Annotated in this window: 16 protein-coding genes; 7 read left to right on the top strand and 9 right to left on the bottom strand. The window is 71.0% G+C overall.

Annotation, left to right across the window (positions count from 1 at the left end):
- Positions 1-679 precede the first annotated feature (679 nt).
- Positions 680-2,332, bottom strand: a complete 1,653-nt coding sequence (locus BLS95_RS17390) for a fumarate hydratase (protein WP_090932397.1) — start codon at positions 2,330-2,332, stop codon at positions 680-682.
- A gap of 212 nt (positions 2,333-2,544) precedes the next feature.
- Positions 2,545-3,420, bottom strand: coding sequence for a DMT family transporter (locus BLS95_RS17385; RefSeq protein ID WP_090932395.1), 876 nt, complete (start codon positions 3,418-3,420; stop codon positions 2,545-2,547).
- A gap of 68 nt (positions 3,421-3,488) precedes the next feature.
- Between BLS95_RS17385 and pdxR the strand changes: the two genes are divergently transcribed.
- Both pdxR and BLS95_RS17375 read left to right on the top strand, forming a co-directional pair.
- Complete coding sequence (gene pdxR / locus BLS95_RS17380) at positions 3,489-4,907, top strand: MocR-like pyridoxine biosynthesis transcription factor PdxR (RefSeq protein WP_090932392.1); 1,419 nt, start codon at positions 3,489-3,491, stop codon at positions 4,905-4,907.
- A 63-nt stretch (positions 4,908-4,970) separates the two neighbouring features.
- Positions 4,971-5,933 (top strand): Gfo/Idh/MocA family protein, encoded by a 963-nt coding sequence (locus BLS95_RS17375; RefSeq protein ID WP_090932391.1) that lies wholly within the window; start codon positions 4,971-4,973, stop codon positions 5,931-5,933.
- A 29-nt stretch (positions 5,934-5,962) separates the two neighbouring features.
- Here the strand turns inward: BLS95_RS17375 and BLS95_RS17370 are convergent, their stop codons facing one another.
- Entirely contained in the window at positions 5,963-7,120 is a 1,158-nt protein-coding gene (locus BLS95_RS17370; protein ID WP_090932389.1) for an MFS transporter, read from the bottom strand.
- Between the two features lie 75 nt (positions 7,121-7,195).
- Entirely contained in the window at positions 7,196-7,906 is a 711-nt protein-coding gene (locus tag BLS95_RS17365; RefSeq protein ID WP_176993237.1) for a DUF998 domain-containing protein, read from the bottom strand.
- A gap of 189 nt (positions 7,907-8,095) precedes the next feature.
- Here BLS95_RS17365 and BLS95_RS17360 point away from each other — a divergent pair, with 189 nt between their 5' ends.
- A complete protein-coding gene (locus tag BLS95_RS17360; RefSeq protein ID WP_143043752.1) occupies positions 8,096-8,746 on the top strand; it encodes a DUF1707 SHOCT-like domain-containing protein in 651 nt (216 codons plus the stop codon).
- 40 nt (positions 8,747-8,786) lie between these two features.
- On the opposite strand, the gene glpX is transcribed toward BLS95_RS17360, so the two are convergent.
- Positions 8,787-9,824 (bottom strand): class II fructose-bisphosphatase, encoded by a 1,038-nt coding sequence (glpX, locus tag BLS95_RS17355; protein ID WP_090932383.1) that lies wholly within the window; start codon positions 9,822-9,824, stop codon positions 8,787-8,789.
- A gap of 254 nt (positions 9,825-10,078) precedes the next feature.
- Between glpX and BLS95_RS17350 the strand changes: the two genes are divergently transcribed.
- The 3 genes from BLS95_RS17350 to BLS95_RS17340 are packed head-to-tail and all read left to right on the top strand — an operon-like array spanning position 10,079 to position 11,503.
- Positions 10,079-10,687, top strand: a complete 609-nt coding sequence (locus BLS95_RS17350) for a TetR/AcrR family transcriptional regulator (protein ID WP_090932381.1) — start codon at positions 10,079-10,081, stop codon at positions 10,685-10,687.
- A gap of 11 nt (positions 10,688-10,698) precedes the next feature.
- Positions 10,699-11,229 (top strand): DUF4245 domain-containing protein, encoded by a 531-nt coding sequence (locus tag BLS95_RS17345; protein ID WP_090932379.1) that lies wholly within the window; start codon positions 10,699-10,701, stop codon positions 11,227-11,229.
- Between the two features lie 37 nt (positions 11,230-11,266).
- The gene (locus BLS95_RS17340; RefSeq protein ID WP_090932377.1) at positions 11,267-11,503 is read left to right on the top strand and encodes an exodeoxyribonuclease VII small subunit; all 237 of its coding nucleotides are present in this window, start codon (positions 11,267-11,269) and stop codon (positions 11,501-11,503) included.
- Positions 11,504-11,537: 34 nt separating this feature from the next.
- On the opposite strand, the gene xseA is transcribed toward BLS95_RS17340, so the two are convergent.
- Both xseA and BLS95_RS17330 read right to left on the bottom strand, forming a co-directional pair.
- Entirely contained in the window at positions 11,538-12,761 is a 1,224-nt protein-coding gene (xseA, locus tag BLS95_RS17335) for an exodeoxyribonuclease VII large subunit (protein ID WP_090932375.1), read from the bottom strand.
- A 26-nt stretch (positions 12,762-12,787) separates the two neighbouring features.
- Positions 12,788-13,801: a hypothetical protein gene (locus BLS95_RS17330; RefSeq protein ID WP_090932373.1), complete on the bottom strand. Its 1,014-nt coding sequence runs from the start codon at positions 13,799-13,801 to the stop codon at positions 12,788-12,790.
- Positions 13,802-13,902: 101 nt separating this feature from the next.
- On the opposite strand from BLS95_RS17330, the gene BLS95_RS17325 reads away from it, so the two are divergent.
- On the top strand, positions 13,903-14,868 hold the full coding sequence (locus BLS95_RS17325; RefSeq protein WP_090932371.1) for a 4-hydroxy-3-methylbut-2-enyl diphosphate reductase: 966 nt from the start codon (positions 13,903-13,905) through the stop codon (positions 14,866-14,868).
- A gap of 13 nt (positions 14,869-14,881) precedes the next feature.
- Here BLS95_RS17325 and BLS95_RS17320 read toward each other — a convergent pair whose 3' ends face one another.
- Both BLS95_RS17320 and BLS95_RS17315 read right to left on the bottom strand, forming a co-directional pair.
- Entirely contained in the window at positions 14,882-15,394 is a 513-nt protein-coding gene (locus tag BLS95_RS17320; RefSeq protein WP_090932370.1) for a DUF6542 domain-containing protein, read from the bottom strand.
- Between the two features lie 16 nt (positions 15,395-15,410).
- On the bottom strand, positions 15,411-16,682 hold the full coding sequence (locus BLS95_RS17315; protein WP_090932366.1) for a DNA recombination protein RmuC: 1,272 nt from the start codon (positions 16,680-16,682) through the stop codon (positions 15,411-15,413).
- Positions 16,683-16,749: the final 67 nt, after the last annotated feature.

The raw sequence follows: 16,749 nt of genomic DNA, 5'->3' as shown, positions 1-16,749 counted from the left end.
CGCACGAGCCGTCCGCACGAGCCGCTCGCACGAGCCGTCCGCACGAGCCGTCCGCACGAGCCGTCCGCACGAGCCGGCCACGAGTCGCCCGCACAAGCCGCCCCATGAGCTGCCCTCCCGATTCGCCCGCATGAGCGGTTTGCGGCCCCGGGGCACGTTTTGCACGGCACAGCCGTTGACCGGTTCGCCTCGCGCAAGCCCGTGGCCTGCGCCCGGGCCGTCTGCGGCCTGCCCCGGGGTCGTCCCCGGAGACGGCGTGTCTCGCCGTCTCCCGCGTGTCCGTCCCTAGGGCGGCCCTCTGGCGACACGCCGTCCACACCGGCCCTCCCGCACGGCCCCGCACGGCCCCGCACGGCCCCGCACGGCCGCTGTGCTGCTTCACAGCGGCGGCCGTGTCCCCGGACCATCACCGCCGCGCCATCGGTGGCTGCGCTCACGGCGATACCGCGTTACGCCTTCGGCGCCCAGGTCCTGCGGAGTGCGGGGGCCTGGGCGTGGGTGGGGAGTTGGCGGGTCGGCCTGCCATTAGGCGGTGCTAGGGCCGACCCGGCCGACCGTGTCAGTCACGGTCGACCCGGCCGTCCGTGTCGGTGAACCGACGGGGGTTGAGGGCTCGTGGCGGGAAGGGCGGCGGTGGGCAGGGTTGGCGGCCGTGGTGGCCCCGGGGGTGGGGGTGGGGTCAGCGGCGGCCGATGGTCAGGACTGGGCCGGTGCGGTCGGTGAAGAAGTCGTCACCCTTGTCGTCCACGACGATGAACGCCGGGAAGTCGACCACCTCGATCTTCCACACCGCCTCCATCCCCAGCTCCGGGTATTCGAGCACCTCCACCTTCTTGATGCAGTCCTGCGCCAGCCGGGCCGCCGGGCCGCCGATCGAGCCCAGGTAGAAGCCGCCGTGCTTCGCGCACGACTCGGTGACCTGCTTCGAGCGGTTGCCCTTGGCCAGCATCACCATCGAGCCGCCGGCCGCCTGGAACCGGTCCACGTACGAGTCCATCCGCCCGGCGGTCGTCGGGCCGAACGAGCCCGAGGCGTAACCCTCGGGGGTCTTGGCCGGGCCCGCGTAGTAGACGGCGTGGTCCTTGAGGTATTGGGGCATCTCGCCGCCGTTGTCCAGCAGCTCGGAGATCTTGGCGTGGGCGATGTCGCGGGCGACGACGAGCGGGCCCGTGAGGGAGAGGCGGGTTTTAACGGGATATTTCGTCAGCTCGGCGAGGATTTCCGGCATCGGGCGGTTGAGGTCTATCTGGATGACGTCGTCGGAGAGGTGCTCGTCCGTGGTCTCCGGCAGGAAACGGGCCGGGTCGGTCTCCAGCTTCTCCAGGAACACGCCCTCCGGCGTGATCTTGGCCAGCGCCTGCCGGTCGGCCGAGCAGGAGACGGCGATGGCGACCGGGCAGGAGGCCCCGTGCCGGGGCAGGCGGATCACGCGTACGTCGTGACAGAAGTATTTGCCGCCGAACTGCGCCCCGATGCCCAGCTTCTGCGTCAGCTCGAAGACCTTGGCCTCCATCTCCAGGTCCCTGAACCCGTGCCCGGACGCCGAGCCCTCAGTCGGGATCGAGTCGAGATAGCGGGCGCTGGCATATTTGGCGGTCTTGAGGGCGTATTCGGCAGAGGTGCCGCCCACGACCACGGCCAGGTGGTACGGCGGGCACGCCGCCGTGCCCAGCGAGCGGATCTTCTCCTCCAGGAAGGCCATCATGCGCTTCTCGTTGAGCACGGCCTTGGTCTCCTGGTACAGGAACGACTTGTTGGCCGAGCCGCCGCCCTTGGCCATGAACAGCAGTTTGTACTCGTCGGGGTGGCCGTGCGGGTCCTCGGCGTAGATCTCGACCTGGGCCGGCAGGTTGTCGCCGGTGTTCTTCTCCTCCCACATGGTGAGCGGGGCCATCTGGGAGTAACGCAGGTTGAGGCGGGTGTAGGCGTCGTACACGCCGCGCGAGACGTGCTCGGCGTCGTTGCCGTCGGTCAGCACGTGGCGGCCGCGCTTGCCCATGACGATCGCCGTGCCGGTGTCCTGGCACATCGGCAGCACACCGCCGGCCGAGATGGAGGCGTTCTTCAGCAGGTCGAGCGCGACGAACCGATCGTTGCCGCTGGACTCGGGGTCGTCCACGATCTTCCTGAGCTGGGCGAGGTGGGAGGCCCGCAGGAAGTGGGAGATGTCGTGGATCGCCGTCTCGGTCAGCAGCCGCAACGCCTCCGGCTCGACTTCGAGGAACGTACGCCCGGCCGCTTCGACCTTCCGCACCCCCTCCGATGTGATCAGCCGATATTCCGTCTCATCGGCGCCAAGCGGAAGCAGGTCGGTGTAGTCGAACTCGCCCATCAAGTCCGCGCGGAGGTCTCCGGACTTCGTGTCCGAGCCTGGTGCCCGCGCTTCCTCCTTTCGGATTTCGGTCAGTGCTGACCGATACTATTGACCGGCCATGCGGGGCAAGTGATCGCCGGGCACCCGTCGGGGGGCGGAAGCGGGCCTGGGACGCCGCTCGTTTCGGGGCGCGGAGGGGGTCACGTTGTCCAAGATTACGCCTCGGAAGGTCACGCCTCGGACGGCGAGACGGCCGCCCGCGCCCCGGACCGTTCGGCGGTGAGGCCCAGCAGGATCCCCATGATCACCAGCCCCGCGCCCACCAGGTCGTACGTGGTCGGCATGGCGACCCCGAGCACCGTCCCCGTGACGATCGCCCCCACCGGGATCAGCCCCGCGAACAGCCCGGCCCGGCCGGGACCCAGCTTGGGCAGCGAGGTGTACCAGAGGAAGAACGCGCCGACCGTGATCACGAGCGCCATGTAGGCGAAGCCGAGCGCTTCCGCGGTCGTGGGCACGCGGAGCATGCCCGTGCCCGCGTCGGCCAGCCCGATCAGGGCCAGCATCGGTACGGCCAGCGTCGTCGAATAGGCCGACACCCGGATCGCCCCCAGCTTGGGCAGCAGCGGGATCGCCAGCAGGGAGAAGGCCACCTCGCCCACCAGCGCCCCGAGCGCCCACAGCAGGCCGGTGGCGGTGCCGCTGCCGAGTCCCGTGGCCAGCGTCGCCCCGGCCACCACCACGCCGGCCGCGACGAGCAGCCGGGGCCGGGGCCGCCCGCCGGCCAGCGCCAGGGCCAGTGGCACGGTGCCGAGGACCGTACCGACCAGCGTGGGGCCGGAGTCGCGGGTGGACTCGATCACGCAGACATTGAAGAGCACCAGGCCGAGCAGGGTGAGCCCGCCGAGGCAGAGCGTCTCGCGCGCCGTCATGCGCACGAACCGCAGGCCGAGCGCTCGCGTTATGAGGAGCAGAACGACCGCTGCCACGAGATACCGCACCGCTTGACCGCCGTAGAGGGGATAGCCGTCCACCAGTCCCGAGACTCCGGCCAGGGTCCCGACGAGGAACATGGCCGAGGCGGCGCCCACGATTCCGTTTTTCATGCGAAGGATGCTAGGGAGACAATGGTTCGTACAAACAGTCCAATGTCCCGCCCGACGACAGGACCAATATGGCCGACCTCCATATCCAGATAAATCGCGATAAGGGGGGGATTGCCGGGCAGATCGCCTCCGAGTTGCGCGACTCCATCCGGGGCGGGCGGCTCACCCCTGGCACCCGCCTGCCCGCCACCCGCGACCTCGCCACCGATCTCCAGGTGTCCAGGGGCGTGGTGGTGGAGGCGTACGAGCAGCTCGTCGCCGAGGGTTTCCTGGTCTCCAGGGTGGGTGTCGGCACCCAGGTCACCCCGAAGACCGCCACCCGTGCGAACTCCACCCAGCGCACATCGTCGCGCGCGCCGCTGGGGCCCAGGCCGGTGCGCAGGCCGGCGGGCACCCCCGGGCGCGCGCCCTACTACGGTCATCGTCCAACCTCCCCCGACCTCAGCCACTTCCCCCGTGAACGCTGGCTCGCGGCCGTGAGGCACGTTTTGACCACCGTACCCTCCGACGCCCTCGACTACGGGGACCCCGGCGGCGTGCCTGAGCTGCGAGAAGAGCTGGCGAGCTACCTCAGGCGGGTCAGGGCGGCGGACGTGCGCCCACAGAACCTCGTCATCGTGGGCGGCGTGGCGCAGGGGCTCAGCCTGGTCCTGCACGTCCTCGCCCAGCAGCGCCCGCTGCGGCTGGCGGTGGAGGACCCGACGAGCCAGCGCCAGATCCCGCTGCTGCGGCGGGCGGGCGCGCATCTCGTCCCGGTGCCCGTGGACGAGCAGGGCCTGGACGTGCGGCGGCTGGCGGGCGACGCCGTGCTGGTCACGCCCGCGCACCAGTACCCGACAGGCGTGGTGCTCTCCCCGGCGCGGCGGGCGGCCCTGATGGAGTGGGCGCACGCGGGCAACCGGGTGATCCTGGAGGACGACTACGACGCCGAGTTCCGCTTCGACCGCGACCCCGTCGGCTGTCTTCAGGGGCTGGCCCCCGATCGGGTGGTCCTCTCCGGCAGCGTCAGCAAGGCACTGGCCCCCGGCCTGCGCCTGGGCTGGGTGGCGGCGCCCGCCGAGCTGGCCGAGGCGATCCGCCGGGCGCGGGGCGAGCTGGATCTGGGTTCGCCGGTCATCGAGCAGTACGCGCTGGCCCACTTCCTGCGTACGGGCGGCTATGACAAGCACCTGCGCCGGATGCGCAGGGAATACCGGCGGCGCCGGGACGCCCTGGTCGGCGCGCTGGCCGAGGAGCTGCCCAAGATCCAGATCAGGGGCATCGACGCGGGCCTGCACGTCTACCTGGAGTTGCCGGACGACTGGGACGCGCACGAGACGGCCAGGACGGCGCTGGAGGTCGGCCTGCAGGCCGAGCCGGTGACGCCGATGCGCGAGTCGCCGGGTGCGGCGGCGGTGGTGGTCGGGTTCGCCCGGTTGCCGGTGCACAAGGCAGCCGAGGCGGTCAAAGGCTTGAAGGTCAGAATGTCTGGACAAAGTGTTGACTGAGGGAGAAAGGGTCGCTTAAAAAGAGACGCAGGGGATGACCGCTTCATCCAGACGGGAGACGCCATGCGTGTGGGACTGCTGGGCCTGGGCCGGATCGGGGCCTTCCACGCCGCCACCCTGGCCGCGCATCCGCTGGTGGACGAGCTCGTCGTGGCCGACCCCGTGCGTACGTCGCCGTACGGCAGACCGGGCGACCCGTTCGAGTCGGACGCCGTGGTCATCGCCACCCCGACGGGCACCCACGCCGAGCTCATCATCAGGGCCTGCGAAAGTGGCATCCCGGTCTTCTGCGAGAAGCCGGTCGCGGGCACGGTGGCCGAGACCGTCAAGGTGCTGGAAGCGAGCGCGGGCAACCGGGTGCGGATCGGGTTCCAGCGCAGGTTCGACCCGGGATACGTGGCGGCGGCACGCGCGGTGCGCGACGGGGAGCTGGGTGAGCTGCACCGCGTCCACCTGGTCACCGCCGACCCCGCGCCGCCGCCCGCCGAGTACATCGCGACCTCGGGCGGCATCTTCCGCGACTGCCACATTCACGACTTCGACATCCTGCGCTGGGTGACCGGCCGCGAGGTCACGTCGGTCCACGCGGCCGGCGCCAACCGCGGCGCCGCGTTCTTCGCCGCCGCGGGCGACGTGGACACCAGCGCCGCGCTGCTCACGCTGGACGACGGCACGCTGGCCACCCTGCAGGGCTCCCGCTACAACGGCGGCGGTTACGACGTGCGCATGGAGCTGGCCGGCACCCGGCGCACCCAGGCCGTGGGCCTCGGCCCGCGCGCCCCCCTGCACACGACCGAGGGCCCGCCGAGCCGGGAGCGGCCCTGGCCGGACTTCGTCACCCGCTTCGAGACCGCCTACCGCGACGAGATCGACGGCTTCCTGAGGAGTTGTGCCGTCGCCGGGGAGACGTCCGGGGACGGCCTGTGCTCGATCGAGGAGGCGTTGGAGGCCCTGTACGTGGCCGAGGCCGCCGACCTGTCGCTGAGCGAACGCCGTACCGTCGAGGTCGCGGAGGTGCGGCGATGAAGGCGGCCCCCAGCCCGTGACCGCGCTGTTCAGGCGGGGGTGGCCTGCCTGGGCTGGAAGCCCGGCGCCAGCGCGATGATCGCGGCGGCCAGCACCAGCGGCGCGGCGAACCCCACCCGCATGTCCGTGGCGCTCGCGATGCCGCCCACCAGGGCCGCGCCGACGATGAAGCCGACGTAGTTGAAGAGGTTCACCCGGGCGATGGCCACCCCGGTCCCGGCCGGGTCGAGCCTGCCGGCCGCCGAGAACGACTGCGGCGCGACCACCGCCAGCCCCATCCCGGTCAGCCCGAACGCGACGATGCCCAGCGGCTGGCTCGGGGCCAGCACGACGCCGAGGAATCCGGCGGTGGCGATCAGGCCGCCGATCCGCACGATGGCGGCGGGGCCGTACCGTCTGACCAGCAGGTCGCCGCCGAGCCTGACGGCCAGCGTGGTCGCCTGGTAGGCCACGTACGCCAGCGGGATCACCCGTGGTCCTGCCTCCAGTACGTCCTTCATGAACACGGTGTTGAAGTTGGACACGGCGGCGTCGCCGACGTACAGGAAGGCCATGGCCAGGCAGAGCGGGATGATCGGCCGCCACGGGAAGCGGCCGGTGGGGGCCACCGCGGGGTCGGGCGCCTTCTCCTCCTCGGCGGTGCACAGGTTCGGGCCGGCGTGGAGGGAGGCCGCCACCGCCAGGACCATCGGGAGCGCCATGACGATCGGCAGCGGGAGGTCGGCGGCGACCGCCGCCCACAGCGCGCCGGCCATGCCGAACACGCTCCACACGCTGTGGAAGCCGTTCAGGACCTCGACGCCGTACCTGCGTTCGACCGCCACGCCCTGCATGTTCATGCCGGCGTCCACCGCGCCCACCGTCAGCCCGAACAGCAGCAGCACCGGCACGAGCAGCGGCACGTTCGGCGCCAGCCCGGCGAGCACCACGGCCACGGCCAGCACCGGCTGCGCCACCCGGAGCAGCACCCTACTGCCGAACCGGTTCGCGAACGCGCCCGCCGCCACGCTGCCGACCCCCGCGAACACGGGCACGATCAGCAGCAGGACCGTCAGCGCGCCCTCGTCGAGCCCATGTTTGGCCTGGAGGTTGGCGACCTGGATGAGCAGCGAGGCGAACGACAGCCCCTGTACGCCGTAGACGACGTACGTGGCGCGCCGGGCCTGGCGATCGCGTAAGGACGGCACGGTGGCCTCCTTGACCGGGGGACATCAAACATGAGGCTGGGTCAGGTTAACGGCTGCCAAGCCCCCGCGCCAGCCTCACGACGAGGCGCGCCCCTCCACGGCAGGCGCACTCCGCGTCCCGTCCGCGCTCGGCTCCGCACCCGGCCCGGCCCGCTCGCCGCCGCCCAGCCGCCCGGCGGCCGCCCACACGCCCAGCGCCAGCAGCGCGGCCACCTCGGTGATGGCCAGCCCGCGCTCCACCAGTCCCAGCGGCATGACCCGCCACCAGGACAACCCGTTGCTCGCCCCGACGAGCATCGCCGTGCCGATGCCCACCACCCACAACACCGAGCAGATCCCGAACCCGAACGCCACCAGCCCGGCCCGCGAACGCCCGCGCCCGCGCCCGCGCCACGGCCCGGCGATGACCACCACCGCCAGCGGCAGGCTGAGGAAGGCCACGAAGCTGCCCACCCGGTGGATGTTGCCGCTCACGCTCGGCCCGACCGCCCAGTCGTGCTTCTCGAACCAGGCCGTCACGAGCAACCCGGCGCTCCAGCCCAGGAGCGCGACCGTACCGACGACCCCGGCCAGCCGTTGGCGGGCCAGCGAGACCGCGATGGCCAGCGAGCCCGCCGCCAGCAGGGCCACCCCGAGTCCGAAGATCCAGCCGTCCTGGCCCAGGCCGTGCTCGCTGATGGTCCGCCTGAACGGGTCCATCTCGCCGAGGCTCGTCAGATCCAGGCCGAGGATCACCGCTATGCCCGCGCCTGCCGCGCCGAGGCCCCATCGCGCCGGTCGATGCACGCACAACCTCCCTTTCGTAGATCAACGGCGGAGGGAGGCCCGAGGTTCCATGATGGCGGATGGCTCGACCGCCACGCCGAAGTGAACGTGGAGCTGGAGGAGGAGGTCCCCGGACTTCTGCCGCGAATCAGCTGATGCGGGTTCGTTCGGGACGAGCGAATCCGGCCCGCGCCGGTTATCGTCGGATGTGTGAACGAACGCGCTGGATCGTGGTTGCCGAAGCTGCAGGAAGTCGGGGAGCGCCTGGCAGAGGAGATCGTGTCGGCGCGCCGTCCTCCGGTGAGCGGCGACGTGCCGCAGACCCACGAGCTACGCGCCTCCGACGCCGACCGTGAGCGCATCGCGCAGGTGCTGCAGGACGCCCACGCCGACGGCCGGCTCACCCTCGACGAGCTGGAGGAGCGGCTCGGCGTGCTCTACGCCGCGCGCACGCTGGGCGAGCTGGCCGAGCTCACCGCCGACCTGCTGCCCGCCGACGAGCAGCCGCTCAACCTCGACGGCCGTCCCGTGTCGGCCATCTTCAAGAAGGAGCAGCGCGGCGGGCGCTGGGTCGTGCCGGCCGAGCTCGGGGTGACGGCCATGTTCGGCACGACCACGCTCGACCTCCGCGACGCGATCCTGCAGAACCGGCGGATCATCATCAACGCCACGCTCGTCTTCGGGGGCCTGGAGATCCACGTGCCCGAGGGGCTGGAGGTGGTCCGGGTCGCCAAGGACAAGACGGTCCGCCTGACCAAGCAGCCGACGGAGCCGGGCGCGCCCGTGGTCGAGGTCCACACCACCAACTTCGCGGGCGAGGTCAAGGTCAAGGAACCGCCCCGCCGCAAGCGCCGCCGCTGACTCCGGCGGCCCCGCGGCGGTCTTCCAGTAGCGTCTTCGATCAGCCCGCGGTGTCGAAGTTGATCGCGCTGTACGCCCGCAGCTTCCAGAGCTGGTGCTCGCTCTCGATCCTGCGGATCGTGCCCGAGCGCCCGCGCATCACCAGGGACTGGGTCACCGCCGCCGACCCCGCCCTGAACCGCACACCCCGCATGAGCTCGCCGTGCGTGATCCCGGTGGCCGCGAAGAACACGTCGTCGGAGCGGACGAGGTCGTTGGTGGTGAGCACCTGGCCGAGGTCGTGCCCGGCGGCCAGGGCCCTGCTCCGCTCCGCGTCGTCGCGCGGCCAGAGCTTGCCCTGGATCACCCCGCCCAGACACTTGAGCGCGCACGCGGCCACGATGCCTTCCGGCGTGCCGCCGATGCCCAGCATCAGGTCGATGCCGGTGCCCGCGCGGGCCGCCATGATCGCGCCGGCCACGTCGCCGTCGGTGATGAACTTGATACGCGCCCCGGTCTCCCTGATCTCCTTCACCAGCCGCTCGTGCCGGGGCCTGTCCAGCACGACCACCGTCACGTCGGACGCCGAGCAGTGCTTGGCCCTGGCCACCGCGTTGATGTTGGCGGCCACCGGCGCCTCGATGTCCACCACGTCGGCCGCCTCGGGGCCGGTGACCAGCTTCTCCATGTAGAACACGGCCGACGGGTCGTACATCGAGCCCCGCTCGCTCACCGCGATCACCGACACCGCGTCGGGCATGCCCAGCGCCGTCAGCCTGGTGCCGTCGATGGGGTCCACGGCCACGTCACAGTCAGGGCCGCTGCCGTCGCCGACGCGCTCGCCGTTGTACAACATCGGGGCGTGGTCCTTCTCGCCCTCACCGATGACCACCACACCGTTCATCGAAACCGTGTTGATCAACTGGCGCATGGCGTTGACCGCGGCCCCGTCCGCGCCGTTCTTGTCACCTCGGCCGACCCACCGGGCCGCTGCCATCGCGGCCGCCTCCGTGACGCGGACGAGCTCCATCGCCAGGTTGCGATCGGGAGCGTGCTCGCCCGTGGCGAGCTCCGCCGGGACCGATGTCTGATCGGACATGATGAGTGGCCTCCTCGTGGGACGTCTACCTCGATCGTAGAGGGCTCTCTTTTCCCGGCCGGAGGGGGTTAATCTGCCGCGCTCCGGCCCGTTGTGACCGGTTCGGCGGGACGCGGGCCGGTCGAGGATGACATCGGTAAACTTCGACATGGTCGCCATGCACAACGGCGAACGGATTTGCGTCATACCGGGTGCGTGCCAAGGATCTTGCCTTCACCATGGAGCATGGCGCCCCGCCGTGGAGGAGATCCCGAATGAGCGATGTGGAGAACGCGGTTCCGCAGCCGCGCACGTCCGAGCGCGGCGCTGCCACGCGCAGCTCGCTGCTCGCCGCCGCCAGGGCGGTGTTCGTCTCCAAGGGTTTCGCCGAGGCGGGCGTGACCGACGTGGTGGCACGGGCCGAGGCCAGTGTGGGCAGCCTCTACCACCACTTCTCCGGCAAGGCCGACCTCTACCTGACGTTGTTCGAGGATTTCCAGGCCACGCTGACCCAGCGGACCAAGCACGCCGCCCGCGCGGCCCGCGCCGCCGGTGAGACCGACCCGATGCGGGTGTTCGTCAGCGCCGCCCGCGCCTATCTGGACGGGTGCCTGGAGGATCGCGAGCTGGCCGCGCTGTTCCTGAGCGGCGACGGGCCGCCCGGCTTCGACGTGGTCATGCGCGACCGGCTGCGTACGTGGGCGCAGCGCAACGCGGCGCTGTTCGAGGACGAGACGGCGCTCGCCGTGGTGATCACCGGGGCGCTGGCCGCGGCCGTGTCCGAGGTGGTGAGCTCGGGCGACCGGGTCCTGGCCGAGGACGTCCTGGCCATCATCGGGCAGATCCGCCCGGCCACGTCGGCGACCGCCCCCGGCAACGGGTAATCTCGCCAAGTGTGCGACGGTTCACACAGGGGTTCTACGGCTACGCGGTGGCGCTGTTCGTCTGCCTGGCGGGGGCAGGCCTGTTTCTGCTGATCGCGCCGCAGAGCCGGGAGGAGCACATCCCGCGGCTCGACTACTCGATCACCGTCGCCAACTTCGGCCACTCGGTGCCGTACGGCGTGTGGGCCCCGCAGCGCGACCCGGCCAACTGGATCTCCAACAGCAACAAGATCGCCAAGGGTGAGAACGGCGCGCAGGTCCTCACCATCGGCTACGCCACGGCCGAGCGGCAGCACGCGATGTTCGCGCAGAGCAACGAGCAGCCGGCCGCCGGATTCGCCAGCCGCATGGCCAACACCGACAAGACCATCGGCACGCAGCAGGTCGGCGGGGCGACGTGGGAGCGCCGCTACCGCGAGGACAAGAACCAGCGCTCGCTCGTGCGGATGTCGCCCGAGGTGACCCTGGTGATCACCGGTACGGCCGACTGGCCGGAGCTGGCCCAGCTGGCGGGAGTGCTCCAGCAGCGGCCCCGTGGCTGATCCGCGGATGTCGGCCGGCACGTCTAGGGTGGTTACCGTGGCAGACGAGAAGGCGCCCTCATACGAGCAGGCCCGCGAGGAGTTGACCGAGGTGGTGCGCCGCCTGGAGACCGGCGGGCTGACCCTGGAGCAGTCGATCGAGCTGTGGGAGCGCGGGGAGAAGCTGGCGGCCGTGTGCGAGGAGTGGCTGCAGGGCGCCAGGGTCAAGCTGGCCGCCGCCATGGCCCGCCGCTCCGAGCCCGGCGCGGGCCACTCCAACGACGCCCCGTTCTGACCACCACCCCGCTTCGGCCCGTTCGCGGGTCAGGTCATGCCTCCCCGTCCAGGCCGGGTTGCTCGACGCGTACCGACAGGCGGTCGTCGCTGAGGCGGATGGTCAGGGGCGCGCCGGGGGCGACGTCCTTGGCCAGCCGGACCACCTCGCCCGACGGGTGCTGGACGATCGCGTAGCCGCGCTCCAGCGTCGCCGCGGGGGACAGGGCGACCAGGCGGGCCCGCAGGTGGCCGAGGTCGTCGGTGGCGCGGTCGAGCGAGCCGGACAGCGAGCGCCTTGCCCGGTCGCGCAGCGCCTCGGCCTGCTCGGCCCTGCGCTCCAGCTCGCGCACCGGGTCGGCCAGCGAGGGACGCGAGCGCACCGACGTCAGCCAGGACATCTCGCGATCGAGCCAGCCGTTCAGCACCCTGCGTCCCCGGTCGCGCAGCTGGCGCACCAGCGTGAGCTGCTCACCCACGTCGGGGACGACCTTCTTGGCCGCGTCGGTGGGAGTGGACGCGCGTACGTCGGCCACCAGGTCGAGCAGCGGGCTGTCCTGCTCGTGGCCGATCGCGCTCACCACGGGGGTGCGGCAGCCGGCCACCGCGCGTACGAGCGTCTCGTCGGAGAACGGCAGGAGGTCCTCCAGAGAGCCGCCACCGCGGGCCACGACGATCACGTCGACGTCGGAGTCGGCGTCCAGCTTGCGCAGCGCCTCGGTCACCTCGCCGACCGCGTAGGGCCCCTGGACGGCCACCTCCTCCACCTTGAAGCGCACGGCGGGCCAGCGCCGCCTGGAGTTTTCCAGCACGTCGCGCTCGGCGGCGGAGTCGCGGCCGCAGATGAGGCCGATCGTGGCGGGCAGGAACGGCAGCCGCCGCTTCCTGTCGGAGTTGAACAGCCCCTCGGCCGCCAGCAACTGCCGCAGCCGCTCCAGCCGGGCCATCAGCTCGCCCACACCGACCGGGCGGATCTCCAGCGCCGTGAACGCGAACGAGCCCTTGTTGACCCAGAAATCGGGCTTGACGTGCAGCACCACCCTGGCGCCGTCGGTCGGGCGGGGCACGCTCGCCTCGTAGACGCCGCGCGGGGCGGTGACCCGGGCGGACACGTTGGCCACCGGGTCACGCAGGGTCAGGAACACCGTGCCGCCACGGGCGCTCAGGTCGGTGATCTGACCCTCGACCCAGACCGTGCCGAGTCTGCCGATCCAGCCGCCCACCATCTGCAGGACCGTACGGATCGGCAGGGGTGACTCGGGCGAGGTCTTCGAGGTCATGGCGGAAGACTACGCGGTGGGCCGGACTATTCTCCGGCCTGCAGCTTGGCCAGGCGGTTCTCGAACATCCGGATGACCTCGGGACGCGCCGTCGTCGCCTGCTCGTAGGCGAGGTAGTCACCGATCTGCTCGGCGGTCTTGCCCCGCATCCTGGCCCGCAGGGAGGCGACGGTCAGCCCGGAGAACCCGGGCAACGGCTCAGCCAACTCCCCGGCAGCGGACACCTCAGCGGCGGGCGCCTGAGCGGCCACGGGCTTGGTGGCCTTGGCGGGTTTGGCGGGCTTGGTGGCTTTGGCGGTCGTGGCGGGCTTGGCTTCGGCGGCGGGCGCTTCGGCGACGGGCGCGGGCGCGGTCACCGGCTCGGCCTGCTCGGTCACGGCGGCCTTGGGCTCCGCCTGTTCCGTCACGTCGGCCTTCGGCTCGGCGACGGGCGCGGCCTCGGCCGCCGGCGCGGTGACCTTGGCGGCCTTGGTCTCCGGCGCTTCGGCTGCGGGCGCTTCGGTGGTGGGCGCCTCGGCGACGGGCGCTGGCTCGGCCTTGGGTTCGGCCTTGGGCGCGGACTTCGGTTCGGCCTCTTCCGTCACCGTGGGCTTCGGGTCGGTGACCGTGGCGGTGGTGGTGTCGGCCTTGGGGGCGGACTCGGGCGCGTTCTCGGTCTTGCTCGCCGGAGCGAAGATGACCGGGTCCGGCTTGGTCTTGGCGACCCCGTTCGGCTCGGCCGAGCCGGGCCGCGGGGCGAAGATGACCGGCTCCCTGCGCGCGGGCTTGTCCTCCTCCCCCTTCTCGTCGGCCTTCGCCTCGGGCGGGGCCGTCGCGACCTGGTCGGCGGCGGAGGGCCGGGAGTCGTACTCCTCCTGGCGCTCCTTCCCGCCCAGGCCCTTGATCGAGTTTTTCACCCGGTCCACCAGCAGCAACGCCTGCCCGGCGGCACTGAGCGTGGTCTGAACGACAAGAAGCGGCAGGTCCTTGGCCTTCTCCTTGAGCTCGTCCTTGTTGGTAACGGTTCTAGTGATGTTGCGTATCACGTCGCTGAAGGACATGAACGTCTCCCTGGGAGGTCAGTATTGGACGGCCAGTCTGGCAAACCGCGGGCAACCACGCACGCGCGGGCCGCATGGCCGCTCCACGTAGCATAAGAAGTATGGAGCCCCAGACCCCCACTTCCCGCCGAGTCCTCGTAGCCAAGCCACGGGGATATTGCGCCGGAGTCGATCGAGCCGTGGTAGCGGTCGAGAAGGCTCTGGAGCAGTATGGTGCCCCGATCTACGTACGCAAGCAGATCGTCCACAACACCCACGTCGTCAAGACGCTGGAGGCCAGGGGCGCCATCTTCGTCGAGGAGACCGAGGAGGTGCCGGAGGGAGAGATCGTCGTCTTCTCCGCCCACGGCGTCTCGCCCGCGGTCCACGGCGAGGCCAAGCAGCGCGGCCTGCGGACGATCGACGCCACCTGCCCCCTGGTCACCAAGGTGCACAACGAGGCGAAGAGGTTCGCCGCGCAGGACTACGACATTCTGCTGATCGGGCACGAGGGTCACGAGGAGGTCGAGGGCACCTCGGGCGAGGCCCCCGACCACATCCAGCTCGTCGACGGCCTCGACGCGGTCGGCAATATCCAGGTGAAAGACCCCGACAAGCTGGTGTGGCTGTCCCAGACCACGCTGTCGGTCGACGAGACCACCGAGACCGTCGCCCGGCTCAAGGAGCGTTTCCCCGCGCTGATCGACCCGCCGAGCGACGACATCTGCTACGCCACGCAAAACCGGCAGGTGGCGGTCAAGGAGATCGCCGCGGAGTCGGAGCTGGTCATCGTGGTCGGCTCGGAAAACTCCTCCAACTCCAAGCGGCTGGTGGAGGTGGCCAAGGACTACGGCGCGCAGGCGTCCTATCTGGTCGACGACGCCTCGTTCATCCAGGACGGCTGGCTCGACGGGGTCACCACGGTCGGCGTGACCAGCGGGGCCTCGGTGCCGGAGGAGCTGGTCCGGGAGGTGCTGGCGCACCTGGCGAAGCATGGGTTCGACGACGTGACCGAGGTGGAGCCGGTGCAGGAGAGCATGCGCTTCGCCCTGCCCCACGAGTTGCGCAAGGACCTGCGGGCGTCGTAGCGGCAGGGCCCGCTCAGTCGTCCCCGCGCGGGGTGCCATAGACCTTGGGCTCGAAATAGCCCTCGGGCTCGGGCACGAAAGGCTGGCGCGGGCGTGGCACCTCCGCCGCGCCCGCCTTCAGCTCCTCCCGCAGCTCCCGTACGTTGTCGCGGAGCCCGCGCCGCCAGGCGACGCCCAGCACGAGCGCCGAGCCCGCGAACAACCACGGCGCGCCCCGCGTCAGCGACGTGTAGAGCCCGAGCGCCAGCGACTGCACGATCGACACCGACCCGAACGCCCGCCCCAGCTCCACGAACAGCGTGGCGCAGAAGAACACCAGCGGCGGCGTCACCACCAGCGACAGCAGCTCGCGGCGGTTGACCAGGACGACCCCCAGCAGGCTCGCCAGCACGAACGCGGCCCCGACCACGTATTCGACGTCGAGCAGGGCCGTCAGCACATATCCGGCCAAGGTGGCGACCAGGGCGAGTGCGATGGCGCCGCGAGCGGTCAGCCTGACTGCGGGACGCCTGCCCTTCTCACCCACTGACCCACCCCCCAATTTATTGCGACCCGTTGGCCAACTTACCGTTCGCGTGGGAGACGAGAGGTGACGTTGCGCCAGAAGAGGTTTCCAGCAGCTCGGGGGAGGCCAGGGGCCTGGGCAGGCCGTCGAGCATCTCGGGGGACTCCAGCTCGCCGTCCACGACGCCCAGATCGTGCAGCTTGCGCGCGGTGACCAGGACGCGGCTTTCGAGCGAGCCGACCGACTTGTTGTACGCCTCCACCGCCCGCGTCAGGGCCCTGCCCAGCGACTCGACGTTCCGGCCCAGGGACGACAGCCGTTCGTACAGCTCCTTGCCCAGCTCGAACACCGCCCGCGCGTTCTCGCTCAGCGCGGCCTGCTGCCAGGCGTAGTGCGCGGTGCGCAACATCGTGATCAGCGTCGTCGGCGTGGCGATGTGCACCCGGCGCGTCATGGCGTATTCCAGCATCCCGGGATCGCGTTCGAGCGCCGGTGCCAGGAACGCCTCACCGGGGATGAACAGCACCACGAACTCCGGCGACGGATTGAACCCCTGCCAGTAGGACTTGGCCGCCAGCCGGTCGATGTGCTCGCGTACGTGCCTGGCGTGCGCGTCGAGCCGTACGGTGGCCAGCGACTCGTCCGCCGCCTCCGCGGCCTCCAGGTAGGCCGCCAGCGACACCTTGGAGTCGACCACGATGTTCTTGCCCCCGGCCAGCCGGACGACCATGTCGGGGCGCATGGAGCCCTCGGTGACCTGCTCCTCGAAGTCGCAGTAGTGCTGCATCCCGGCGATCTCGGCGACCCTGCGCAGCTGCAGCTCGCCCCACCGGCCGCGGGCCTCGGGCCGTTGCAGGGCCCTGACCAGGGCCGTGGTCTGGGAACGCAGCTGCTCGTGGCTCTGGCGTACGAACTCCATCTGCTTGGCCAGCTCCGCCCGCGCCGCGCGCTGGCCGGACTCGGTGTCGCGGAGCTGGGACTCCACCCGGGCCAGGGCGTCCTTGAGCGGCTCGACGAGGTGCTCGACGGCCTGCTTGCGCTGGTCGAGATCGCCCGCCGCCTCGGCGCGGCCGGCCGCGAACCTGGTCTCGGCCAGCTCCAGGAAGCGCACGTTGTTCGCGTCGAGGGCGCGGGTGGACAGGGCCTGGAAACGCTCGGCCAGCTGCCCCTCGACGTAGGCCAGCTTCTCGGTGGCCGATCTGGCCCGCGCGTCCGCCTCGGCCACCCGCACCGCCGTCCGTGTCCTGGCCAGGAGGAATCCGACGACCAACCCGACGGCGAGACCTATGAGCAGCGAGACGACATCCACTTGATCGATGATTGCAGGAGCTTCCTGGCGCGTATCTTTCCGACACGCATGGGCGTTCCGCTTCTGT

The organism is Nonomuraea jiangxiensis (assembly GCF_900099965.1).
GTDB classification, from domain to species: domain Bacteria; phylum Actinomycetota; class Actinomycetes; order Streptosporangiales; family Streptosporangiaceae; genus Nonomuraea; species Nonomuraea jiangxiensis.
Note: the sequence above shows the minus strand (reverse complement) of the source record. Positions and strands in the feature narration are given on the sequence as shown.